Annotated in this window: 22 protein-coding genes; 12 read left to right on the forward strand and 10 right to left on the reverse strand. The window is 71.4% G+C overall.

Annotated elements, in window-relative coordinates:
• Positions 1-664 precede the first annotated feature (664 nt).
• On the reverse strand, positions 665-1,327 hold the full coding sequence (locus tag ABZ470_RS28135) for a hypothetical protein (protein ID WP_362915109.1): 663 nt from the start codon (positions 1,325-1,327) through the stop codon (positions 665-667).
• A complete protein-coding gene (locus ABZ470_RS28140) occupies positions 1,327-1,968 on the reverse strand; it encodes a hypothetical protein (RefSeq protein ID WP_352014625.1) in 642 nt (213 codons plus the stop codon). The genes ABZ470_RS28135 and ABZ470_RS28140 overlap by 1 nt, the downstream gene beginning before the upstream one ends.
• Before the next feature lie 165 nt (positions 1,969-2,133).
• Here ABZ470_RS28140 and ABZ470_RS28145 point away from each other — a divergent pair, with 165 nt between their 5' ends.
• From ABZ470_RS28145 to ABZ470_RS28160, 4 genes are all read left to right on the forward strand, one after another.
• Positions 2,134-4,080, forward strand: coding sequence for a hypothetical protein (locus ABZ470_RS28145; RefSeq protein WP_362915111.1), 1,947 nt, complete (start codon positions 2,134-2,136; stop codon positions 4,078-4,080).
• Positions 4,081-4,252: 172 nt separating this feature from the next.
• Positions 4,253-7,222, forward strand: a complete 2,970-nt coding sequence (locus ABZ470_RS28150; protein WP_362915113.1) for an ATP-binding protein — start codon at positions 4,253-4,255, stop codon at positions 7,220-7,222.
• 232 nt (positions 7,223-7,454) lie between these two features.
• On the forward strand, positions 7,455-8,768 hold the full coding sequence (locus ABZ470_RS28155) for a MurT ligase domain-containing protein (RefSeq protein ID WP_362781162.1): 1,314 nt from the start codon (positions 7,455-7,457) through the stop codon (positions 8,766-8,768).
• Positions 8,758-9,474: a glutamine amidotransferase gene (locus ABZ470_RS28160; protein WP_352014629.1), complete on the forward strand. Its 717-nt coding sequence runs from the start codon at positions 8,758-8,760 to the stop codon at positions 9,472-9,474. Before ABZ470_RS28155 ends, ABZ470_RS28160 begins: the two co-directional genes overlap by 11 nt.
• A gap of 55 nt (positions 9,475-9,529) precedes the next feature.
• Here the strand turns inward: ABZ470_RS28160 and ABZ470_RS28165 are convergent, their stop codons facing one another.
• Positions 9,530-9,892: a DsrE family protein gene (locus ABZ470_RS28165; RefSeq protein WP_352014630.1), complete on the reverse strand. Its 363-nt coding sequence runs from the start codon at positions 9,890-9,892 to the stop codon at positions 9,530-9,532.
• A gap of 67 nt (positions 9,893-9,959) precedes the next feature.
• Between ABZ470_RS28165 and ABZ470_RS28170 the strand changes: the two genes are divergently transcribed.
• Positions 9,960-10,445, forward strand: a complete 486-nt coding sequence (locus ABZ470_RS28170; RefSeq protein ID WP_352014631.1) for an FABP family protein — start codon at positions 9,960-9,962, stop codon at positions 10,443-10,445.
• A 159-nt stretch (positions 10,446-10,604) separates the two neighbouring features.
• Here ABZ470_RS28170 and ABZ470_RS28175 read toward each other — a convergent pair whose 3' ends face one another.
• Together ABZ470_RS28175 and ABZ470_RS28180 are read right to left on the reverse strand one after the other, a co-directional pair.
• Positions 10,605-11,543 carry a hypothetical protein gene (locus ABZ470_RS28175; RefSeq protein ID WP_362915115.1) on the reverse strand — a complete coding sequence of 313 codons (939 nt, stop codon included), beginning with the start codon at positions 11,541-11,543 and terminating at the stop codon, positions 10,605-10,607.
• 50 nt (positions 11,544-11,593) lie between these two features.
• Positions 11,594-11,824 (reverse strand): hypothetical protein, encoded by a 231-nt coding sequence (locus tag ABZ470_RS28180; protein WP_352014633.1) that lies wholly within the window; start codon positions 11,822-11,824, stop codon positions 11,594-11,596.
• Positions 11,825-11,992: 168 nt separating this feature from the next.
• Here ABZ470_RS28180 and ABZ470_RS28185 point away from each other — a divergent pair, with 168 nt between their 5' ends.
• The 6 genes from ABZ470_RS28185 to ABZ470_RS28210 all read left to right on the forward strand — a co-directional run bounded on the left by ABZ470_RS28185 (position 11,993) and on the right by ABZ470_RS28210 (position 18,163).
• Complete coding sequence (locus ABZ470_RS28185) at positions 11,993-13,147, forward strand: histidine kinase (protein WP_362915117.1); 1,155 nt, start codon at positions 11,993-11,995, stop codon at positions 13,145-13,147.
• Between the two features lie 169 nt (positions 13,148-13,316).
• Positions 13,317-13,622: a DUF2470 domain-containing protein gene (locus ABZ470_RS28190; protein WP_352014635.1), complete on the forward strand. Its 306-nt coding sequence runs from the start codon at positions 13,317-13,319 to the stop codon at positions 13,620-13,622.
• Between the two features lie 745 nt (positions 13,623-14,367).
• Positions 14,368-14,991, forward strand: coding sequence for a hypothetical protein (locus ABZ470_RS28195; RefSeq protein ID WP_362915119.1), 624 nt, complete (start codon positions 14,368-14,370; stop codon positions 14,989-14,991).
• A gap of 221 nt (positions 14,992-15,212) precedes the next feature.
• Positions 15,213-16,445 (forward strand): acyltransferase, encoded by a 1,233-nt coding sequence (locus ABZ470_RS28200; RefSeq protein ID WP_362915121.1) that lies wholly within the window; start codon positions 15,213-15,215, stop codon positions 16,443-16,445.
• 297 nt (positions 16,446-16,742) lie between these two features.
• The gene (locus ABZ470_RS28205) at positions 16,743-17,156 is read left to right on the forward strand and encodes a Fur family transcriptional regulator (protein WP_352014639.1); all 414 of its coding nucleotides are present in this window, start codon (positions 16,743-16,745) and stop codon (positions 17,154-17,156) included.
• A 20-nt stretch (positions 17,157-17,176) separates the two neighbouring features.
• Complete coding sequence (locus tag ABZ470_RS28210) at positions 17,177-18,163, forward strand: glycine cleavage T C-terminal barrel domain-containing protein (protein ID WP_352014640.1); 987 nt, start codon at positions 17,177-17,179, stop codon at positions 18,161-18,163.
• 54 nt (positions 18,164-18,217) lie between these two features.
• Here ABZ470_RS28210 and ABZ470_RS28215 read toward each other — a convergent pair whose 3' ends face one another.
• Positions 18,218-19,063 (reverse strand): hypothetical protein, encoded by an 846-nt coding sequence (locus ABZ470_RS28215; protein WP_362915123.1) that lies wholly within the window; start codon positions 19,061-19,063, stop codon positions 18,218-18,220.
• 118 nt (positions 19,064-19,181) lie between these two features.
• Complete coding sequence (gene dtd / locus ABZ470_RS28220) at positions 19,182-19,607, reverse strand: D-aminoacyl-tRNA deacylase (RefSeq protein ID WP_362915125.1); 426 nt, start codon at positions 19,605-19,607, stop codon at positions 19,182-19,184.
• 81 nt (positions 19,608-19,688) lie between these two features.
• Here dtd and ABZ470_RS28225 point away from each other — a divergent pair, with 81 nt between their 5' ends.
• Positions 19,689-20,633: an asparaginase gene (locus tag ABZ470_RS28225; RefSeq protein ID WP_362915127.1), complete on the forward strand. Its 945-nt coding sequence runs from the start codon at positions 19,689-19,691 to the stop codon at positions 20,631-20,633.
• A 108-nt stretch (positions 20,634-20,741) separates the two neighbouring features.
• Here the strand turns inward: ABZ470_RS28225 and ABZ470_RS28230 are convergent, their stop codons facing one another.
• The 3 genes from ABZ470_RS28230 to ABZ470_RS28240 all read right to left on the reverse strand — a co-directional run bounded on the left by ABZ470_RS28230 (position 20,742) and on the right by ABZ470_RS28240 (position 23,545).
• Positions 20,742-21,161: a hypothetical protein gene (locus ABZ470_RS28230; protein ID WP_352014644.1), complete on the reverse strand. Its 420-nt coding sequence runs from the start codon at positions 21,159-21,161 to the stop codon at positions 20,742-20,744.
• A 130-nt stretch (positions 21,162-21,291) separates the two neighbouring features.
• Positions 21,292-22,656 carry a serine hydrolase domain-containing protein gene (locus tag ABZ470_RS28235; protein ID WP_362915129.1) on the reverse strand — a complete coding sequence of 455 codons (1,365 nt, stop codon included), beginning with the start codon at positions 22,654-22,656 and terminating at the stop codon, positions 21,292-21,294.
• Positions 22,657-22,684: 28 nt separating this feature from the next.
• Positions 22,685-23,545, reverse strand: a complete 861-nt coding sequence (locus ABZ470_RS28240; RefSeq protein WP_362915131.1) for a putative protein N(5)-glutamine methyltransferase — start codon at positions 23,543-23,545, stop codon at positions 22,685-22,687.
• Between the last annotated feature and the right edge of the window lie 104 nt (positions 23,546-23,649).

Consider the following 23,649-nt stretch of genomic DNA (forward strand, 5'->3'; position numbering starts at 1 on the left):
GTTCCCTGGGCTCCCTGGGAAGGCCACGGGGCGCCCGATGGGGGGGCCGGAGGGTTCTGCGGGGAAACGCCCTGCCAGGGAGAGCCCTGACGGGGGGCGTCCTGCGGAGAGGCGTCCTGGCGGGGAGAGTCCTGCCAAGGGGCGTCCTGGAAGAAGGAGTCCCGTTCGGATATATCCGGCCTTGGGGGGATCGGATGAGGGGAGTCGGGCCTGGGGAAGCCCTGGTGGGCGGCCTCCTGCCCGGGAAGGCCCTGTCCGGAGACGCCTGGCCCGGGGAAATTCTGACGGGAGACGTCCGGTCCTGGGAAGCCCTGGTCCGGCCTGGGAAGGTCTTGCCCGGAGACGCCTGGTCTGGGGAAGTCCTGACGGGAGACGTCCGGTCCCGGGAAGCCCTGGTGGACGGTCTCCGGTCCGGGAAGGCCTTGGTGGGAGGCGTCCGGTCCTGGGAAGCCCTGGTGGGAGGCATCAGGCCTGGGGAGGTTCTGGTGGGGGGCGCCGGGGCGGAAGAAGTCCTGCCCGGGGGCGTCCCGCGGGGAGGCCGGGGGCGGGGTGGGCAGGCCGTACGGGGGGAGGGCGTGGGGCTCCTCCTCCGGAGCGGGCCGGCCGGGCTCCACAGGAGAGGACCAACCGGGCGTGGTTTCGTCTCCGGGATGCGGCGTGCCCGTCACTTCTTGTTCCCCAACGAATAGACGTCCTTGGCTTCGGATACCAGCCGGGCCGCGCCCGCCTCGTCCAGGCCGAGGTCGATCTCCACCTCGGGCAGGGACGGCTCGACGATGAACCCGCGCACGGAGCTGACCACGATACGGGCTCCGGCCAGTTCGGAGACGGGCAGCTCGAAGACGGCGGGTCCGGTGGCCCACCAGCCGGGCTGGACGAAGAACTGCTTGATGGTCTGGGTCTCGGGCACCCGGTCGGTCGAGGTGTAACGCTTGCCGTCCGCCGTGAGGATCTCCAGCGAGACGATCTTCTGAGGCTCCCTGGTCGCCTGGGCCGCCAGGTCGACCACGAGGAAGATCCCGGTGGTCTTCGCGATTGCCGTCTTGCCGCCCAGTCCCGGCGCCTCGATCGTCTTGGCCGCGTGCACCGCCCTGGCCTGGACCCAGACACGTGAGGCCCGTACCTCGTCACCGACGCCGCCGGTCCATGTGAGCGGGCCGCCACGGTCGTCGCGCGTGTAGGCGAAGGTCTGCGCCCACACCGCCGCCGCGGCGAAGGCGACCCCGACGAGCAGCCCGACCGGCCTGTGCCACCTGTTCGGCTGGGAGGGGGCACGGCGGCGTCCACGGGTGGGCGCGCCCACGCGTTCGGGGGCGACGGTCCCCATCAGACGCCTTCCTTACGCTGGACCGGGAGGGTGACCTGCGCGGCGACGGTCGGCGGTCCTTTGGGGTCCTCGCTGACGAGCACCCAGCCGAGCTCGTGGCTGAAGCCCTCGTTGAACTCGAAGGTGCCCACGTCCAGTTTCACCTGCTGGGGGGCACGCTGACCGTCGGTCAGCTGGTACTTGATCACCACGGTCGAGGGGACGCCCGGGTGGAGCTGCTGGCTCGGGACGCCCTCGGCGGCGACGGAGGTCAGCGGGCCGTACGGGGTCTTGAGTTCGGGGGTCACCTTGAGCAGGCCCGCGCCGAACAGCAGGCCCCGCTGGGTGCCGGACCAGGGGGAGCCGACCGTGGTGGTCTTCTCGCCCTTGTTGGTGACCTTCATCACGACTTCAAGGAAGCGCTTGCCCTCCCCGCCGTACTCGTCGGGTTGGAAGGCGGTGCGCGATTCGACGAAGGTGGTCGTGAACTCACCCTGGTCGACGGTCGCGCCGGGGCCGAGCTGTTTGGGAGGCTCTTTGGGAGCCTCGGCGAGTCCACCGAAGGCCGCGGTGACTCCCAGACCGGTGGCCACCACCAGAGCGGCTACCGGGACCGCGACCGGGCGCCGTCGCGTGCTTTCGCCACCGGAGGGAGACGTCATGACAAAGGATGGTAATCGCTTACCTTCACCCCATCCGACTCATTCATCCCTTAAGCGGCGATGAACATGGGGAAAATGCAGCAGATTGACGGGAACGCTGCCCGAATCGGAGGTCCAACTCTTACGCTGTCTCCGAGGCGGCGAGAGCCCTATGGCGGAGGTTCCGTGGCGGACGTGCATCCCGAGCATGCGCAGCTCCAGGCGGACCGGATCTACCTGGGCTGGCAGTACGCCCTGCTGCACCCTGATCCGGGTCCGGCTCCCAGGCGGCCCTCCCCGGCGGACGGCGGGCCCGTGACCAACGACAGGGCCGACGCCGAGTGGATGCGCAGGGAGCGCCTCAACGAGGCCCTGATGACCCGCCCGATGAAGGTCTTCAGGGTGTTCATGACCGCGCTCGCGGTGCTGATCCTCGTCCTGGGCGTCACCGAGTTGCTGCGCTGGTCCTTCGCGGCGGCCGGGCTGGTGGCCTCCGGCGGGATCGCGGTCTTCTGCAGCTACGCGATCCGCCAGGGGAACCGGGCGGTCAAACACCGGATCCGCGAGCGTCAGGCGGTCGGCGACCGGCAGCGCGAGGAACGTGACAGGGAGCTGTTCCAGGCCCAGGAGGAGCACGCCGTGCGCTACCGGGAGTGGGCCGAGCGCAAGGAACTCCACGACCGCCAGCTCACCTGGTACGCCGTGACCGTGCCCGACGAGATCGACCGCATCGACGTCGCGGGCGGCACGCTGCCCGGCTGGTCGGCGCTGATCACCCTGCTCGGGGCGACCCGCCTGTACAGCGGCGGCCACCTGACCGTGCTCGACCTGTCCGAGGGCGCGATCGCCAAGGACCTGATAGAGCTGGCGCGCAGGGGCGGCGACGACCCGCTGGTGTGGGTGCTGCCCGGCGACCTGCCCCGGCTCGACCTGGGCGCGACGCTGCCGCCAGAGGCCTTCGCCGACGTGCTCGCCCACGTGGTGAGCGTCAGCGAGGAGCACCCGAGGGACCTGTCGTTCGACAACGCGATCCTGGAGCGCGTCCTTGAGGTCCTCGGCGAGAACGCCACGATCAACCAGGTCACCGCGGCCCTGCGCGCCCTGGCCCAGGTCGGCGACCCGCGTGAGGACCTCCTGTCCGGCCTGATCACCGCGACCCAGCTCGAACGCATCGGCACGCTGTTCGGCCGCGGCGTCAGCGACCGGGTGGTGATCGAGCGCGCCTGGGCCCTCGAATCACAGCTGCGCAAGCTGGAGACACTCGGCTCGGAGGCCGTACGGCTGCCGCCCGCGCGGTTGCGGGTGGTCTCCATGGACCGGCAGGCCGGGGTGCTCGGCAACCGGGTCCTGGGCACCTACGTCGCCACCGCGCTCACCCACATCCTGCGCCAGTCACCCGCCTCGGAACGGCCGTGGTACCACACGATCATCGTCGCCGGGGCGGACAAGCTCCGCGGTGACGTGCTCGACCGGCTGATGGACGCCTGCGAGACCTCGCGGACCGGCCTGGTGCTCACCTACCGCGCGCTCACCCCGACCGTGCGGGAGCGCCTCGGGCGGGGCCACGCCGCGGTGGCGTTCATGCGCCTGGGCAACGCCGAGGACGCCAGGATCGCCAGCGAGCACGTCGGCACCGAGCACCGCCTCGAAATCGCCCAGCTCACCGAGACGATCAGCGCCGCGGGCGCCGGGCTCGACGGCGGTTACGTCTCGACCGTCGGCCACCCCGACGCGGGCGAGGACGACCGCGACGTCAGAGGCACCGATCTCAAGGAGGACATAACCTCCTCGACGGAGTGGGGCCGTCAGGCGAGCAAGGCCATGGGGGAGACCGAACGGGTCCTGCACCGCTCGCGGGAGTTCCTCGTCGAACCCCACCAGCTCCAGCAGCTTCCCACCACGTCGGTCATCGTCACCGACGCCACCGCCCATGGCCGCAGGGTCCGTCTCGCCGACGCCAACCCGGCCATCCTCACCTTCCCCAAGACCACCCTCGGGGAGTTCGACGAGATCAAGGAGGCGGTGCTGGAGCGCGCCGAGGAGACACGGCGCCACGAGCCGACCCCCTTCGAGAGCGCCCCACCCAACCTCGGGCCGCCTCCGGCGAGGCTCGACTGGCGTAGGCGGCAATGAACCGTCCCCTCGCGGTAACGACCTGGTCAATGCGGAGGTGTGATCACCCGGGGAGGGCCGACCTTGGTTGCCGGGGTGCCCCCGGCCCCGGGTTCGCCGTGCCGTACGGCGGAGCGATCCGTGAAGCGCCGACCCCTCCGGCCTGAGGCCGGGTCCCCCGGGTGGAGAACAAATGCAACCGAGTGTGTCCCGTCCTCCCAGCCAGCTGGCCGGTCCCTGGTACCGGATCCAGGCCATCACGGCCCCCTCCCGTAGTTCGTCGGCGGAGTGGGACTTCGTCACCGTGCTGCCCGCCGTACTGTCGGCGGCGCAGCGCAACCGGCCCTTCGTGGTCGGGTGGCTCTCCCGGGGAGCGGGCGCCCCGCTCGAACTCATCACCAACGCGGGGCCGCTCAACCCGCCCAGATCGCCCCGCAGGGCCGTCACCGAGCCCGACCAGGCCCCGGCGGGCCCGGAGCCGCTGCTGTTCCCCAGCGGCGCGCGAGGAGTGCGCATCGGCGACGAGTGGCTGAGCGACCTGTCGGACCTGGCCTGGACCGTCTGTCCCGGCCGCCAGGCCCCACCGCTCGGCGGACGCCGCGAACCGGACGCCGACGAGGTCAAACGGCCCACGCTCTTCGAGTCGACGCTGGTCACGCTCATGTCCCGGCCCTTCGCCTGGCTGGTCGTCGCCGAGCGGACCGACCTGCTGGACACCGAGGTGGCCCACCTGCGCACCCAGCTCAACGTGCTCAGGCAGTACGGCGACGCCTCGGAACGCTCCCGCTACGACGCAGAACGCGCCGAACGGCGCATGCAGGAGCTGGACGCCTTCCGCGAGGCCGGGCTGTGGAGCGTGCGGGTGCTCGCCGGGGCCTCCGGACCCGAGGAACTGCGCCAGATCGCCCCGGTGCTGGTCGGGTCCGCCGAGATGAGCCACCACCCCTACCGGCTGCGCAGCGCCCTGGACGGCCCCGTGCACGGCTTCGCCGAGGCGCTCTCGGTCACCCTGCAGGACCCGGCCGACGGCACCGCGGCGCCGTTCGCGGCCACCGCGGGAGCGCTGGCCGCCCTGGCGGGGCTGCCGCGCAGGGAGGTGCCGGGGGTCAGGGTGCTCGACGCGGGTTTCTTCGACGTGACCAGCGAGGCGGACATCTCCCCCGGCGCGCCGACCGTCGGACTCGGGGCGATCCTGGACGGCCAGGACAGGGCGGTCGGCTCGTTCAGGGTGCCGCTGACCACCCTGAACCGGCACGCCTTCGTCACCGGCGCCACCGGTTCCGGCAAGTCGCAGACCGTCAGGCACCTGCTCGAACAGCTCACCGAGGAGGGCATCCCCTGGCTGGCCATCGAACCCGCCAAGTCCGAGTACGCCGCGATGGGCGGCCGGGTCGAACACCTCGCCCCGGTCACCGTGATCAACCCCTCGGCGCCCGACAGCGTGCCCTTCAGCGTCAACCCGCTCGCCCCCGAACCCGGCTACCCCGTGCAGGCGCACATCGACATGGTCCGTGCGCTGTTCATGGCCGCCTTCGACGCCGAGGAGCCGTTCCCGCAGATCATGTCGCTGGCGTTGCAGCGGGTCTACGAGACCAACGGCTGGGACGTGGTCACCGGGTGGGCGGCCCCCGGCGCGGCCGTGCGGCCCGCCGTACCGACCCTTGAGCAGTTGCAGCAGCACGCCATGGACGTGATCCAGGAGATCGGCTACGGCAGGGAGGTCCAGGCCGACGTCGAGGGCTTCATCTCCCTGCGGCTGCGGTCGTTGCGGGTCGGCTCGGCAGGGCGCTTCTTCGAGGGCGGTCATCCGGCCGACATCGGCGACCTGCTGCGGCGCAACGTGGTGCTGGCCATCGAGGACGTGGCCAACGACGAGGACAAGGCGTTCCTGATGGGCACGCTGATCATCCGGATCGTCGAACACCTGCGGATGCGGGCCAGGAAGGAGCGCGGCGGCGGTTTGCGGCACGTCATCGTGATCGAGGAGGCGCACCGGCTGCTGCGCGACCGGGGCGCCGGGCGGGCCAGCACCCACGCCGTCGAACTGCTCGCGGGCATGCTCGCCGAGATCCGCGCCTACGGCGAGGGCATCGTGGTCGCCGAGCAGATCCCCACCAAACTCGTCTCCGACGTGGTGAAGAACACCGCGCTGAAGGTGGTGCACCGCCTGCCCGCCGAGGACGACCGCCAGCTCGTCGGGGCCGCGATGAACCTCAGCGAGGAACAGTCCAGGCAGGTCGTCTCACTCCAGCCGGGCGTCGCCGCGATCTTCGCTGACGGGATGGACCGGCCGTTGCGCGTGCAGGTGCCGCTGGGGGAGGACCGCGAACGGCAGCTGCCCGACGTCACGCCTCCGATCTGCGGGCGCCGCTCGGCCGCCTGCGGCAGGGAGTGCAGGACGGGACGCGCCTGCACCCTCGTCGAACTGCGCGAGGCCGACCTGCTCGCAGACGCCCCGGAATGGGCCTGGCTGCGGATCTGGACCGACACGCTGGTGCTGGCCTTCTGCGCCAACCGTCCCGCGCCCGGGGTGCCCAGGGCCCTGGCCGACATGTGGGACGAACCACCGCCCAGGAGACGCGAGTGCATGCTGGCCACGGCCGTCGAACGCAGCGTCGGGCGCAGGGCCTGGTCGCTGCGGACCATCGGTGACCCGGCGAAACTGACCGAGCAGGTCGCGGTGGCGGCCACCCGGCTGCTCGGCCCCGGCAGGGAGCCCGGCGAACGCCCCGGACCCGCGTGGGTCATCCCGCAGGTCCGCTGGTTGCACGAGGTGGACAAACTCTTCCCGTACGGCCGGCCCGCCCCCAACCCGCGCGGCGCCGCCCCGGTCATGGAGTACGCCCTGTTCAGTCGTCAGCACAACGGCACCGAACTGCTCGGCCACCGGGCCAAGGCACTGCGCCACCACCCGCTGTCCATGGAGGTCGAGCGCAACAGGGCACTGGCCTGGCGGGTCATCCTCGGCGACGACGAGCACGAAGGGGTCGAACGGGACATCCTCACCGTGACGATCGGTATCGACCCCGCCGAACGGCTACGCCATGTGGCGCAGACCATGGGGGCGGGGTGGTTGGAGAGTGTGCTGTCGTGGCCACGGCGCTTCGTGCTGCCCTTCGACGCGGCCTCGGCGGAGAGCGCGGAACTGGCCTTCAGCGAGTGAGGCGGCCCGTGACGGGGAACGCGTTCCCCGGGAGGTTTCCAGGGGTGCCTCCAGGGTGGTTTCCCCAGGTCAATCCGTAATATCGGACAGGTGGCGACCACCTGCTTCGAATAGGGATACGACGGTGCCGCCACCCAACCACGGCTAGGATCGGCGGCATGAACGATTCGGCTATCCCGGGCTTTCCGGCTGCCGGATCGTCCTGCGACGGGTCGCTACGCGAGGAGACGGCATGACTCAGCTTCCGCTGCGGGCGCAGCTCGCGAGCGCTCTCGGCCGGACGGCCGCGACCCTGTCCAGGGCGACGGGCAGAGGCGACGGATCAGTGATCGGCGGCCGGATCGGCCTGGCGCTGGAACCCGACCTGCTGCGCAAGCTCGCGCAGGACCGCAAGCTCGCGCTGGTCAGCGCGACCAACGGCAAGACGACGACCACCCGGCTGATCACCTCGGCGCTGCAGGAGCTCGGCGAGGTCGCGACCAACGCCTTCGGCGCCAACATGCCCGCCGGGCACGTCTCGGCGCTGTCCTCGGCCAAGCACGCCCCCTACGGCGTCCTGGAGGTCGACGAGAAGTACCTCCCCGAGGTGATCGACACCACCGGCGCCGGAGTGGTCGTCCTGATGAACCTCAGCCGCGACCAGATGGACCGGGCGGGTGAGATCTGGCTGCTCGCCCAGAAGTGGCGGCGGGCGCTGGCGAACAGGCCGGTCCACGTGATCGCCAACGCCGACGACCCCCTGGTGACCTGGGGCGCCTCGACCGTTCCCGGCGTGACCTGGGTCTCCGCGGGGCAGCCGTGGAAGGAAGACTCCTGGTGCTGCCCCGAGTGCGGCGGCCCGCTCGACCGCAAGGGCATGGACTACGTCCCGCCGGGCAGCGCGGCCCCCGGCCCCGTCCCGGCCGCCGCCCACGGCGGGATCGTCTCCCGCGCCGCCGAGAACGACTGGGCCTGCCGCGAGTGCGCCTTCCGGCGCCCCCAGCCGAGCTGGTTCCTCGACGACGACGCGGTGATCGACCCGCGCGGGCAGCGCTGGGTGCTGGACATCCAGCTTCCCGGCCGGGCGAACCGGGCCAACGCCGTGATCGCCCTGGCCACCGCGGAGGCCTTCGGCCTGCCGATCCAGCGGGCGCTGCCCCGGCTGCGCGAGGTCACCTCCGTCGCGGGCCGCTACACGGTCGTCCAGCGCGACGGCAGGCACGCCCGGCTGCTGCTGGCCAAGAACCCGGCGGGCTGGCTTGAGGCGTTCGACGTCCTGGACCGCTCCCTGCCGGTGATCCTCTCGGTGAACGCCCAGGGCCCCGACGGCCGCGACACCTCCTGGCTGTGGGACGTGGACTACCGCGTGCTGCGCGGCGGCCCTGTCTACGTCACCGGGGAACGCAGACTCGACCTGGCCCTCAGGCTGGACATCGCGGGCGTGCCGTTCCAGCTGACGAACTCCTTCGAGGAGGCGCTGGCCCTCCAGCCGCCCGGCAAGGTAGACGTGATCGCCAACTACACCGCCTTCCAGCAGATCCGATCGGAGTTCGGTCGTGCCGTCTGACAGCATCCTGCGAATCGTCTGGATCTACCCGGACCTGCTGAGCACCTACGGTGACCAGGGCAACGTGCTGGTCCTCGAACAGCGCGCCCAGCGCCGTGGCATCCCGGTCGAGACCTACCACGTGCGCTCGGCCGACCCGGTGCCCGAGGGCGGCGACATCTACCTCATCGGCGGCGGCGAGGACCGCCCGCAGATCCTGGCCGCCGAACGGCTGCGCAGGGACGGCGGGCTGCACCGCGCCATCGCCCGCGGAGCCTGCCTGCTGGCCGTCTGCGCCGGCTACCAGATCATGGGCACCACGTTCGGCGGCGAGGAGGGACAGCCGGTCGACGGCCTCGGCCTGATCGACATCTCCAGCGGACGCGGCACCGCCCGCGCCGTCGGCGAACTGGCGGGCGAGGCCGACTCCGTGCTCGGCATCCCGACGCTGACCGGCTTCGAGAACCACATGGGCGTCACCCGCCTCGGCCCCGGCGTACGGCCACTGGCCCGCACGACCGTCGGCACGGGAAACGGCGACGGAACCGAGGGCTGTCACGTCGGCAAGGTCGTGGGAACCTACCTGCACGGCCCCGCGCTGGCCCGCAACCCCGGCCTGGCCGACCTGCTGCTGACCTGGGCCGTCGGATTCCAGCTCCCGCCGCTCGACGACACCTGGTTCGACCAGCTCCGCAGGGAGCGGCTGACGGCCGTACTGCCCGGCTGAACGGCACGTGACGTACGGCCCCGTCCTCGCGGCGGGGCCGTACGCGTGAGGACCGTCAGTAGACGAGGGCCTGGACCCCCTCGCCGAGCACCTCCTCGACGAAGGTCGAGGCGCCCGCGATGCGCACGCCCTCGATCACGTCGTCGACCGTGATGTTCCGCCTGGCCGCGCACTGCGTGCACAGCGTCATCCGGCCGCTCGCCAGGACCACGTCGACCAGGTCGCCGAGCTGGGCGGCGTGCGGAAGGGCGAACTCCTTGGCGCGTCCGGGGAGGGCGAACCACGAGGCCTCCCCCGTCAGCCAGAGCGAGACCGGGACCCCGCTCGCCAGTGCCGCCGCCGCGACTGTGAACGCCTGGTTGCATCGCTCGGGCGCGTCCGCGCCGGCGGTCACCTTGATCACCAGTGATCGTGCCATACCCCGAAGCCTATGAGGCCGGTGTCGCGGGCGCGAGCCGTACCGGGGCGGCTCTAGGCTCGGATGCATGGACGTTCCCGAACTGCACTCCGCCCTTGAGCCGATCGCCTTTCTCCTGGGCCGGTGGGAAGGTGCCGGGGTTGGTGGATATCCGACGATCGAGAGCTTCAACTTCGGCCAGGAGATCGTCTTCGGTCACAACGGCAAGCCGTTCCTGACCTATGAGAGCCGGACGTGGCTGTTGGACAAGGAAGGCAACAAGGTACGGCCGCTGGGCACGGAGACCGGCTTCTGGCGTGCCCTGCCCGAGCGCAGACTTGAGGTGTGCCTGTCGCACCCGACCGGCATCGTGGAGATCTACGTCGGCGAGGTCGTCTTCCACAAGATCGAGTTGCAGACCGACGTGGTCGCCCGCACCGCGACCGCCAAGGAGTACACCGCGGGCCACCGCCTCTACGGCCTGGTCAACGGCAACCTGATGTGGGCCTACGACATGGCCGCCATGGGCGAACCCCTCCAGTCCCACCTGTCGGCGGAGCTGAAGAAGGTGTAGTTGTGGTGCTTTGCGGCGCCTTCGGCGTCGCGGGGCTGTGTCTCTTTGCTCCGCCTGCGGCGTCGCGGGCTTGGGCGCGTCGGTGCTTTCCCTCGTCTCTCCGTCGCTGCGCTCCTGCGTTCCTCAGTCCAAGCACCGACGCGCCCAAGCCGAAACTCCTCACTCCTGAAGCCGGGTTCGGGTGAGTAGGAGGAGGACTATGGCGCTTAGGGCCAGGAGGGATTGGCCGGTCAGGTTCAGGGGGGTCGTGTCGCCTTCCAGGGACAGCAGGACGAAGCCGCCCCAGACGTAGGTCAGCAGCGCGCCACCGGCCAGGTGGAGCCGGTGTGCCGGGCCCCATCCCGTACGGCGTGACCAGCGGGAGACCGTGACGGCGGAGACGGCCGGCAGACCGGACGCCAGAGCGACCCCCGGCCAGTCCTCCGTCCCGACGAAGAACAGGCCGGAGGCGGCGAAGGCCGCGAGACCGACCAGCCATGGGCGGGGAGCGGCGCCGGGAACCGGGGGACGCGGACGGCGGCCGAGGGCGAAGGCCGTACCGGCCAGGAGGACGACCACGACGGCGGCGCCGATCCGCCGTGGGGCGGGGGCGACGAACCCGTCCTCGGCGAGCATGCTCTGGAAGACGACGAGCGAGCCGAGGACGAACAGGACACCGGTGACGGCCAGGCCGGGCAGGCCGAGCCAGGGGACGGTGCTCCGGCGGGGTGTCAGGGCCTCGGCGAGAGCGATCGGCACACCGATGCTCCAGATCACGTGACCGCCGACGAAGCTCAGCGCGTAGTGGGCGCTGACGCCCAGCCACGGGATCGGCGTGACGCTCTGGAAGTCGTGTCCCTCGAACGACGGGTTGAACAGCGACTGGTCGATCAGGCACGCCTCAAGCACGCCGTACGCTGCCGCCAGGAGGAGCATCGTGGGCCAGCCACGTCCGGTACGGCGGGCGGCCTCCCTGATCAGGAGGGCGCCGCCGCCGTACATCGGGGCGAGCACGAGCAGGCCGCCGATGTCGGCCACCGGGACGTTGCCGAGCAGGTATTCGGCGACCAGCGGTGCCAGGAGGAACAGTCCGGCGGCGGGTGCCAGCCGTCGTGTCACGCCCTCTCGTGTCCGAGGCGCGCCTTGCCGTGTCACGTGGGAATCCCGCGTCACGTCTGGGCCCCGCTTCGCGTGGCGGCGAGCATCAGGCCGCCCAGGGCGGCCAGGGCGAGGTTCGCGAACAGTTCGTAGCCGGTCAGGAAGTCCAGACGTCCGACGATCACCCGGTCGAAGAAGTTGAGGAAGAAGTTCATGAAGGGCTGGACGGCCACCCGGTCGATGGCCCCGCTGACCCCTTCCAGGAGGAAGAACAGCCCCAGGATTCTGGTGAGTTCGCGCATGTCTGAACGCTAGGAATCCCGGGCCACCTCGCGGATCGGTCGTCGGGATGCTCCACGCCGACGGACGTCTCCCCGGTCGGGCCCGGCGCGCTACGAAGGTGTTCGTCCCGGCGACTTTGGTATCGCGGGGGGCCGGGGCGGGGACGGGCGACCCTAGGCTCGTTGGGGATGGACGAATCGACGACCGCGCCGAGGCGTGGACCGCACGACTGGCTGGTCGACGCCTGCCTGTTCCTGGTGGCGGTGCTCTCCGGGCTGATCCTGGCCGGGCTGCGCCTCGACACCTCCCCGAGACCGCCCAAGTGGCTGTTCGACCTCGACCAGGTGACCGCCGTGGTCGGCTGCGCCGCGCTGTGGCTGCGCCGTGGCCGGCCGACGGAGCTGGCCGTCGTGCTGATCGTGCTCTCGACGTTCTCCGAGCTGATCACGGGGGCGGTGCTGATCGCGCTGTTCACGGTCGCGGTGCACCGCCCGCCGAGGACCACGATGATCGTCTCCGTGGCGGGCCTGGTCGCGGGCGTCGTCTACGTGCTGCTGCGGCCCGAGCCGGACATGCCCCGGCTGGCGCTGTGGGTCATGGGAGGCGCGATCCAGGGGGCCGTGGTCGGCTGGGGTCTGTACGTCCACCACCGGCGCAAACTCGCCGCCGCGATGCGGGAACGGGCGGCCCGGATGGAGACCGAGGCGCGTCTGCGGGCGGAACAGGCCGGTCAGGAGGCCCGTACGGCGATCGCCAGGGAGATCCACGACGTTCTCGGGCACCGTCTCTCGCTGCTGAGCGTGCACGCCGGGGCCCTCGAATACCATCCCGACGCCCCGAGCGAGGAGATCGCCCACGCGGCCAGGGTGATCAGGGAGAGCGCCCACCAGGCGTTGCAGGACCTGCGTGAGGTCATCGGGGTGCTGCGCGCTCCGGTCGGGGAACTGCCCCAGCCGACCTACGCCGACCTCAGGCAGCTGGTCGCCGAGTCCGACCGGGCCGGGATGCGGGTGACCATGGTCGAGGAGCACACCGGGACCGTGCCCGACCGGCTCGGCCGTACCACCTATCGGATCGTGCAGGAGGCGCTGACCAACGTGCGCAGGCACGCGCGGGGGGCGCCGGTGCGGGTGTCGATCGCGGGGGCGCCGGGGGCGGAGCTGGTCGTCGAGATCGTCAACGACGCCGGACCGGCCGGGGCCGCCGGATTTTCTGGAGCCCGGCCGGGGCGGGGGCTGATCGGCCTGGCGGAGCGGGTCGCGCTGGTCGAGGGACGCCTGGAGTACGGTCCCACGACGTCGGGAGGCTGGCGTCTGGGGGCCCGGCTTCCCTGGCCGGAGTGAAGCGGTGCCGACGTCCGGGCAGGGCGAGCCGAGGGCGGCCGACGCGGCGGGAGTCTGTGGCGCGGTCCTGCGGGAGGGCGAGTTGGGGGGCGGTGGTGCGGTCCTGGGAGGGGCGAGTTGGGGCTGTGGTGCGGTCCTGCGGGAGGGTCGGGGGAATACCATCACGGGCATGAGCACTCCTTTCACCCCTGATGTGGTCGAGGCGATCAAGCGCCACATGAACGACGACCACGCCGACGACTCGCTGCTGATCTGCCGGGCCCTGGGCGGCCGGCCCGAGGCGACCAGCGCGGTCACGTCGGGGGTGGACGCCGAGGCGATCGAGTTCCTCGCGACGGTCGAGGGGCGGGAGGTCACGGTCAGGGTGCCGTGGAGCACGACGCTGACCGAGCGTGCCCAGGTCCGCACGGAGGTCGTCAGGCTGTACCGGGAGGCGTGCGCCGCCCTCGGAGTCCCGGCCCGCGGCGAGCACTGAGACGCGGGGAGTCGGAGCCGCTCCTCGGACGGGCCCTGGGAAGCGCGGGGACGCTCTTCGGGAACGTCCCGGGGGCTCCTTGGGAGACGCGGGGAGACCGGGAAAGGCTCGAAGGCATTGAGAGGCGCCGGGCTTCGGAAGCGGGGGCCGAAGGAACCGGGCCGGAAAAGGGAAGAACCCCGGGTCTGTTCCTCCCGTGGGTGGGAGGGCCAAGGGGACCAAAGGCGGGAGAGCACTCCCACCACCCTGGCGGACCCGGGGTTCCGGTGATTGCCGTGAATTCGCCGAACGTCACCAGACGTCCGGACGGAGTCCGGAAGCTGGGGCGTCCTAGCGGACAGCCACCTCGCTAGCCCTATGATCAACCATTGTTCGGACCACCTCCTTTCAGCGTGCTTGTACGTTATGAAATCTCCGCAGCCAGGGCAAACGATTATTTTCGCCCGGTTGTCCCCGCCCCCTCGGACACGCCCTGACCTCGGAGGAAGGGCCTCGAAGGCGGCGTGCCGCGAACGGTCTCCGTACCGGGTGGGGTGGGTCCGGTGGGACGGAGGCGCCGGGGAGGGCTTCGGTGTCCGGGGGCGGCCCACGGGCGGGCACGCCCTCCCGCACCCTGACCGCAAATAGATCTCTTTTTCGTCACATGGCCTGATTTATCCCGCTTGGAACGGTCCTTCCTGGCACTCTGGTCGCGCCGCCTCACGATCTTCGTGTCCATCCCCCTCTTTCTATGGAGTCTCCACTCATGCGATCGAAGACGCCTGCCGCGCTCTTGGGCGCCGTTGTCCTTCTGGTGGGTCTGTCGAGCGTCACCACCGCCTCGGCGGCCACCTCGGCCGCCGCTCCGACGACCTTCTGCGTCAACAAGACCACGAAGGTCGTCCGCGCGCTCACGAGGTGCAACCCGAAGACCGAGCGGGTGCTGACCCTCCAGGAGGCCCAGCAGGGCATCGCCTCCCAGGGACCGGCCGGCCCGCGTGGCCCGCAGGGCCCCCAGGGTGAGCGGGGAGTCGCCGGCCCGCAGGGTCCCCAGGGCGAGCGGGGAGTCGCCGGTCAGCGGGGCCCCCAGGGCGAGCGAGGCGCCGCAGGTCAGCAGGGGCCGCGAGGCGAGACGGGCAAGACCGGACCCCAGGGTCCCGAGGGCTCGACCGGGCCTCAGGGCCCCGAGGGTCCGGCCGGACCGCAGGGCCCCGCCGGTCAGGGCGGCGGCCTGCCCGAGGTCTACGCCTACAAGGTCGGTCCCGTCTGGACGACCTGCACGCTGCTGGACGGCTACACGATCGCCGCCTACGACTGCAAGGTCACCAGGGCGCCGGGAAGGACCCCGAGGACCGCCGCGTCGCCGAGCTCGTCTCCCTCGGCCTCCTGATCGTCCGGCGGTAGGGGCGACCACCACCGGACATGTTCGAAGGGCCGCCGTCCGTGGGGCGGCGGCCCCTGGTGTTCACGGGACCTCGGAGCCCGTGGGCCCGGACCCGGGGGCCGGGGTCCCGCCAGGTCTCTCCCGTGCCGTGAGCCCGGTCCCCTCCGGGGCGGTGGCGGTTGCCCGTCCAACCGGACGTCCGTCGGCCGGTCGTTAGCATGAACCAGGTGATTACCGATCAAGCAGGACGGCGGGGCCGGCTGGCCTGGCTTGACGCCATACGAGGATTCGCGGCGCTGGCGGTGGTCTTCGAACACGTGCTGTCGCCGCTGCTGCCCGAGATCCGCTTTCCTTTCAAGGAGACCTTCGAGCCCGGGTGGTACGGGGTCATGGTGTTCTTCCTGGTGAGCGGCTACATCGTGCCGGCTTCGCTGGAGCGGCGGGGTGACCTGCGGGCCTTCTGGATCTCCCGGGTCTTCCGGCTCTACCCGATGCTGGGCGTCTGCGCGGTGGGGGTGGCGCTGCTGATCGCCGCGGGATGGGACGGCCTGCACCCCTGGTGGGGGAGCCGTCCCCTGTCGCTGACGCTGGGCCATCTGACGATGCTGCAGGACCTGCTGTACATGCCGAACACGGTCAACGTGATGTGGACGCTCTCCTACGAGATGGCCTTCTACCTGCTGCTGAGCTCGATGTTCACCCTCGGGGTGAACCGGGCGAGCCGTACGGCCGCGCTCGGGTTCGCCGTGGCGGCCGTGCTGGGGGCGGGCGTGCTGCCGACCAAGCTGCTCTCGTACGGCGACGGGACGCGGATGCTGACGGTCACACTGACGGTGGTCGCGCTGGTGGTGGTCGGAACGGCCATGACGCTCATGGGGCCCCTCGCGGTGCGGCGGGCGGGCGCCGTCGCGGCCGGGGGCACCGTGCTGGTGCTGCTGGCGGTCAACCAGGAGTATCCCGGCACCTGGCAGGGGCTGCTGATCCTGGCCACGATGTTCTCCGGCACCGTGCTGTACCGGGCGGAACAGGGCGAGATCACCTGGGCGCGGGCCGGGTGGGTGCTCCTGGTTCCGGCGACCGGGATCTGGCTGACGAGGGACACGCCCGGCCTGTGGCTGGCGCTGGTCGCGGCCTGGCTGACCTTCGCCGTGGGGATGGCGCTGCGCGACCGTGAGCTGCCCCGGGTGCTGCCCTGGCTCGGGCTGGTCAGCTACTCGGTCTATCTGCTCCATCCGCTGCTGTTGAAGGTGGTCCAGATGACCTGGCCGGAGCCACTGGCCGTACCGCTCGGGGCTCGGCTGGTCGCGCTGGTCGGCCTGGTCGGGGTGCTGCTCGGGATCAGTGCGCTGACCTGGCGTTTCGTCGAGGCGCCCGCGCAGCGGCTGGGCAGGCGCCTGGTGAGGGGCTCCTCAGCGGCCGTCCCTCCGCGTCCAGCCGAGGACGCGCTCCGTCAGGGCTGAGGGATCCGCACCGCCGTCGAAGGCCGTCGGGACGAGCGCGCGGGCCTGGGTCGCGTCCTCCGTCGCCTCGTCGATCCGGTTCCGGGGCCGGTTCCCGGCCGTCGGACGGTCGAGCCGTACGGTGTCGGGGCAGTCGAGCAGCGCCCAGTGGGCCGGGGTGCTCCAGCGGGTGCCGGGGACCAGGTCCTCGGGGGAGGGGACCGGGGCAGCCTAACCTGCGGGAAACCGTGCGTAGTGGGCGATTTGTTGGTGTTTGTGGCGACCCCAGTAGGGCTGGTCTGCTCGTAGACTCTGTGCATGGCCGAGACGTCATGGCATGAGCAACTGCGGGCGCACGGTTACCGGATCACCCCGCAGCGCCAGCTGGTGCTTGAGGCGGTCAAGGCCCTTGAGCACGCCACCCCGGAGGAGATCTGCGGCAAGGTGCGGGAGACCGCCCGCGGGGTCAACATCTCAACCGTCTACCGCACGCTTGAACTCCTCGAAGAGCTCGGCATGGTCACCCACAACCATCTCGGGCACGGCGCGCCGACCTACCACCTGGCCGAGGACGCCGACCACGTCCACCTGGTCTGCCACGACTGCGGGGAGCTCAACGAGATCCGCCCCGAGCTGGTCGACGACTTCGTGACCAAGCTGGACGAGGAGTTCGGCTTCGCCGTCAACGTGCACCATCTCACGGTCTTCGGCCGCTGCAGGAAGTGCCGCTGAGGCCTCGTAGGCTTGGAGCCATGCGAAGCCCTCTGCTGGACACCCCGGGCGCGGTCGCGGCCGAGGCCCCCGACGCCGGCGTTGCCGGACACTACGGCGACCCGTTCGCCGAGCAGCGCGCCCTCCTCGCCGGAGAGGCGATGGTCGACCGGAGCAACCGTGAGGTCGTCCGGATCTCCGGCCCCGACAGGCTGAGCTGGCTCAACAGCCTGAGCTCGCAGAAACTCGACGACCTCAAACCCGGTCAACCGACCCAGACGCTGTTCCTGGACGCCCAGGGCAGGGTCGAGCACCACCTCACGCTCGTCGACGACGGCGAGGCCGTGTGGGGGCACGTCGAGCCGGGCACCGGGGCCGACCTCGTCGCCTTCCTCGACAAGATGCGCTTCATGCTCAGGGTCGAGGTGGCCGACGTCACGGCCGAATACGCCGTGGTCTCCGTCGCCGACGCCAGCCGCGTCACCCCGCCGGAGGGGACGATCGTCATCGGCGACGACCTGCTCCTGCCGCGTGACCTGCTGGCCGAGCGCCTCGGCGGCATGCGCCCGGCCGGGCTGTGGGCCTACGAGGCGCTGCGCATCGAGGAGCACAGCCCCCGGCTCGGCTTCGAGACCGACCACAAGACCATCCCGCACGAGGTCGGCTGGATCGGTACGGCCCTGCACCTGAGCAAGGGCTGCTACAAGGGTCAGGAGACCGTCGCCCGGGTCCACAACCTCGGGCACCCGCCCCGCCGTCTGGTCTTCCTGCACCTCGACGGCAGCGCCGACATCCTGCCCGGGCACGGCACTCCCGTTCTCAACGGGGGCGAGGAGGTCGGCTTCGTGGGCAGTTCGGCCCGTCACCACGAGCTCGGCCCGATCGCGCTGGCCGTGGTCAAGCGGACCGTCCCGGTCGAGGTCCCCCTTGAGGCGGGCGGGGTCGCGGCCTCCCAGGAGGTCGTCGTGCCGCCCGACGCGGGCCGCAACGTCCAGATCGACCCGGCGCTGCGCCGCCGCATCCGCTGAGCGGACCCGCGCGCCGTGCCCTCGACGGGGTACGGCGCGCGGGCCCGGCGGGAATCAGCCCTTGGTCCAGATGGCGGTGTAGGCGCCGCCCTCGGTGTCGAGCAGAGTGGGCAGGAAGCCCTTGCCCTTCAGCTCGTCGAAGCGCTTCTGGTAACCGCTGGGGGTCATGCCCGTGTACTCGTACCAGGCGGAGCCGGAGTCCTTGACCCAGACGCTCGTGTAGGACTCGTCGGGGCCGACGGTGACCAGCGAGGGCCGTTCGCCCTTCTTGGTCCTGGCGAGGAACTCCGCGTGGTGCTCGTCGAAGGACTTGCCGACGGTGACGGACCAGGACTGCGAGCCCTGCGTCCAGACGGCGGCGTAGCGCGGGTCGTCGGCGGTGCCGTAGGCGTTGGCCGCGGTGAGCACGTAGCCCCGCTTGGCGGCGTCGGCGTTGGCGGCCGTGAACTGGCCGGTGGTGAGGTTGTGCTTGGCGAAGAACTTGCCCGGGACCTTCTCGAAGATCGCGGCGAAGACGGCGTCGTTCCCCGAGCCGGTGGCGCTCACCGAGGTCGGGCGGTACCCCTGGGAGAGGTAGCTGTCGAACCTCTTCTGGTAACCGCTCGCCGACATGCCCTGGATCATCGCCCAGGCCGGGCCGGACCGCTTGACCCAGACGGCGCCGTAACGCGGTGCGGACGCGTCGTCGACCGTGAAGGTGATCGGCCGGTAGCCCTGGCCGCGCAGCGTGTTGAAGCGTTCGGTCTGCTGCTGGCCGGTGACGCCGTGGTAGGCGCTGAACGCGGGCGTGGCCTGGGCGCCGGTCTGGGTGCTGACCTGGGCGTTGGCCGCCGATCCGGCGGTGGTGACCAGGGCGGCGGTGGCGACGGACGCGACGGCGATGGACGCGAAGATGCGCATGACCCTCCCCAAGGGTGCGACTTTTCGGGTGTTTCATCACGGATGAACGGATTCATCGCGGACAAGCGGTTACCCTAGCGGATCATCGCGGTCGGTGATCGTGGTATCGGTCCGGGAATCAGACCTCCAGGATCAGGGTGATCGGGCCGTCGTTGGTCAGGGAGACCTTCATGTCGGCGCCGAAGACGCCCGTCTCGACGTGCGCGCCCAACGCGCGGAGCTCGGCGCAGACGGCCTCGACCAGGGGTTCCGCCACCGGTCCCGGGGCCGCCGCGTGCCAGGTCGGACGGCGGCCCTTGCGGGCGTCGCCGTACAGGGTGAACTGGCTGATCACCAGCAGCGGGGCGCCGACGTCGGAGCAGGACTTCTCGCCCGACAGGACGCGCAGGCCCCAGAGCTTGGCGGCGAGTTTGGCCGCCTGCTGCCGGGTGTCGTCGTGGGTCACCCCGACCAGCACCAGCAGTCCGGGCTCGTCGATCGCGCCGACCGTCTCGCCGTCAACCGTCACCGACGCGGAACTCACCCGCTGCACCACCGCACGCATGCGTCCATCATCCCGGTTGTTGCGACCGCGCCGGAAACCGGTGTTTCCGCCCTCCGTAGAATCCACGCGAAGGGAGCTGAGGTGTCTGCTGAGTCGCTGGTCGTGGAGGTCGTCCGTTCCGGGTTCGTGGAGTCCACCCACCGGGCCCGCATGCTGGCCGTCGACGCGGCCGGTTCGCCGGTGCGGGTGCACGGGGCCGTCGACGTCCTGGTTTCCCCGCGTTCCTCGCTGAAGCCGCTGCAGGGGCTCGGCATGGTGCGCGCCGGGCTCGGGCTCGACGGCGAACTGCTCGCCCTGGCGTGCGCCAGCCACACGGGGGAGCCCTTCCACGTCGAGGGGGCCCGCCGCGTCCTGGCCGGGGCGGGACTCGACGAGAGCGCGCTGCGCTGCCCGGCGGACCTGCCGGAGGACGCCGCCTCCCGCGAGCGGGTGCTGCGTTCCGGAGGCGCTCCCTCACCGCTCTACATGAACTGCTCGGGCAAGCACTCGGCGATGCTCGCCACCTGCGCGGCCAACGACTGGCCGCTGGAGACCTACCTGAGCCCGGCGCACCCGCTGCAGAAGGCGCTGCGTGACACGGTCGAGGAACTCACCGGGGAGCGGGTCGCGGCCACCGGGGTCGACGGCTGCGGCGCGCCGCTGTTCTTCGTGTCGATGGTCGGTGTGACCAGGGCCTTCCGCTCCCTCGTACTGGCCGAGGAGGGCACGCCCGAGCGCCGGATCGCCGACGCCTTCCGCGCGCACCCCGAGTGGACCTCGGGCACGACCAAGCCAGAGGCCCGGCTGATGCGGGCGCTTCCCGGGCTGATGCTCAAGTCGGGCGCCGAGGCGTTCGACGCCTTCGCCTTCGCGGACGGCAGGGCCGGGGCCGTCAAGATCGAGGACGGTGGCTACCGGGCCAGGATGCCCGCCACCGTCGAGGCCCTTCGGGCGCTGGGTTTCGAGGCCGAGGTGCTTGAGGAACTGGCCGTCGGCGTGCTGCTCGGCGGTGGCCGCCCGGTCGGCGAGGTACGGCTGCGCCGCTGAGACCCGCGCGGACCGAGGGTCGCGCACGTGGAGCGGGGCGCGCGGGAGCGGGGGACGGGGCCTGACGGGAGCTTGAGGACGCGGCTGAGGGCCGGCGAAGCCGTACGGTCAGGGACGGCAGAGCTCCTCGGCGACCAGGCTCGTCCCGATGCCCAGCAGCCAGACGTCCTTGGCGACGCCGATGCCCTCCTGGGAGGGGCGCAGGCTGCCCTCCTGGCGCAGGCTCGGGGTGCGCAGGTAGAGGCCGACCAGCCCGCCGGCGAAGGCGGTCAGCGCCGCGCCCGCGACCAGTGAGGGCACCACCGGGACCAGCAGGGCCGCGCCCACGGCGATCTCGGTCTTCGACAGCAGCCAGACGAACGTCCTGGGGCTCATCTTCTTCAGGAACGGGTAGGCGTTGGCGGCCATCCCGTGGACGGCGGCGGCGCTGCCCTCGTCCCCGGCGGCCATGGACAGCCCGGCGTTCAGGACGTAGGCGCCGGTGGCGAGCCGTACGGGGAGCTGGTGCGGGCGAGCCAAGATCCTCATAAGTGCTCACAAGGGTTGAATGGTCCGGGAATCATGCTCCTTCCCGTTGTTTGTCCGCTTCACCCGGGACGTGGTTCTTTCTTGACGGTCCTTGACCCGGGCCGGGGCCAGGTCCGGGAACCGGCCGGGCTCAGGCCTCGGTGGCCTCACACCAGTGGCTGAGGCAGTTGCCGAGCCAGCCGTCGCCCTCGCCGTTCTTCATCGCCCGCGCCGCGCCGACGAGATGGCCGTGGCGCGCGTTGAGTTCGAGGACAAGCCGGGGGCTGTTCACCCGCGCGTCCTCCGTCGGCAGCTGCAGCGGCGCGCTGACCCGCAGGTCCCAGTCGTCGGAGGCCGCGACCACGTCCGCCGGGACCATCGGCCCGCCGTCGAGCCCGACCTCGGCGCCGGAGTCGGGCAGCACCCGCAGCAGCAGCGGCACGGACTCCTCCTCGGTGCGCACGTGCCCCTCCCAGAGTCCCTGCGGGACCGCGACCGCCCGTTCGGGCAGGAAGCTCGGTGGCAGGGACGCGGACGGGTGGTCCGGCACCAGTTCCGCCATGACGCGGTTGACGACCGAGGTGCGGACCTCGCCCCCGGTCTGGTTGGCGAGCACGCAGATCGAGAGTTCGAGCTCGGGCACGACCGCGAGCATCGCCGAGACACCGCCCATGCCGCCGCTGTGCGCGACCACCTGGTGCGGCCCGCCGCGTGAGACGAACCAGCCAAGGCCGTAACCCTGCTCCGCGGTGATCGGCAGCGCGGTGCGGGTGGCCGCGGCCGTCTCCGGCTTCAGCACCCCGGGGCCGCCCGCCTGCAGCAGTCCGAACATCGCCAGGTCGGAGGCGCTCGCCCAGCCGAGGGAGGCGCCGTGGTGGGTGGTGTCGTAGTCGGGGTACGGCCTGCCGTCGGCCGAGTAACGCAGCGCCCGAGGCCGTTCGCCCTCGTAGGAGAGGCCGATCTGGCAGGCGTTCAGCCCGAGCGGGGCGAAGACCTGCTCGGCGGTGAAGTCGGCGGCGCTACGGCCGGTCGCCTTCTCCAGGACCGCGTCGAGGACGCCGTATCCGAGGTTGGAGTACTCGAACCGGGACCCGGGCTCGCGGTACAGCGTCGAGTAGTGCTCGACGCCGTGCCGGATCGCGGGCAGCCCGGCGTAGGCGAAGTCGTAGTGCCCGCCGAACCCGGCCCGGTGCTGGAGGACCTGGCGCAGGGTCGGCTCGCTGTAGTCGCGGTATCTGGGCAGGCGGAAGCCGGAGAGGTACTTCTCGACCGGGTCGTCGAGGTTCAGCAGCCCCCGGTCGGCGGCGACGCAGACCGCGGTCGCCGTGATCGGCTTGGTCACCGAGGCGATCGAGTAGACGGTCTCCGGGGTGGCCGCCACCCCGCGCGCCACATCCGCCAGGCCGTACGCCTCGGCGAAGACCACGCGGTCGCGATGGGCGACCGCGACGGAGACCGAGGCGCAGCCATGGGTGGCGAGCGCCTGCGCGCAGTGCTGGGAGAGTCCCTCAAGCATGATCGAACATCCCTTCCGCCGTGCCGACTCAGACTTTAGGCCCCGCGACCGGTGCGCCGGGCATCGTACCGATGACGACGTTCGCCCCCAGTTCCTCGCAGTCGGCCACTCTCGCCGCCAATCCCGCCCGTTCCATGGTCTCGACGGTCCCGGGAGCCTGCCGCAGGCTCGTCTCCACCAGGAGGTGGCCGCCGGGCGCCAGCCACCGGGGCGCCGTCCGCGCCACCCGCCGCACCACGTCGAGGCCGTCCACGCCGCCGTCGAGCGCCACCATCGGCTCGTGGACACGGGCCTCGGCGGGCAACAGCCTGATCGCCTCGGTCGGCACGTACGGCGGGCTGGCCACCAGCAGGCCGACCCTGCCCCGGAGCCCGGCCGGCAGCGGGTCGTACAGATCGCCCTCGTGGACCCGCCCGCCGACGGCGGCGAGGTTGCGGCGGGCGCACCGCACCGCGGCGGGGTCGATGTCCACCGCGTGCAGTTCCACGGCCACGCCGAGGGCCGTACCCGACACAGTGCCCGACACAGTGGTCGGCGCAGTGCCCAGCGCGGTGGCCAGTGCGGCGCCCAGCGCGCCCGAGCCGCAGCACAGGTCGACCACGACGGCCGGTCCGCCCCGGGCCAGGCCGATCGCCTGCCGGACAAGGAACTCGGTACGGCGCCGCGGGACGAAGACCCCGGGATCGACGTCTATCCGCAGGCCGCAGAACTCGGCCCAGCCGAGGACGTGTTCGAGAGGCAGCCCGTGGGCGCGTCGTTCGACCATGAGGGCCAGTTCCTCAGGGGCGCGCGCGGCCGAGACGAGGAGTTCGGCCTCGTCCTCGGCGAAGACACAGCCCGCCGCCCGCAGGGTGGCGGCGACGGTGGAAAGGGAGGCAGCAGGAGACACTAGGAGCCTTTCGGGATGCCGACGGGCGCTCCCTGGGCCACCTGCGTCAGATGGACCGAGCGGTCGCGAGGGAGAGCGCCCGACCTGGTGTGGGAATCGGACTC

This window comes from Streptosporangium sp. NPDC020072 (genome assembly GCF_040631445.1).
Classification (GTDB): Bacteria; Actinomycetota; Actinomycetes; order Streptosporangiales; family Streptosporangiaceae; genus Streptosporangium.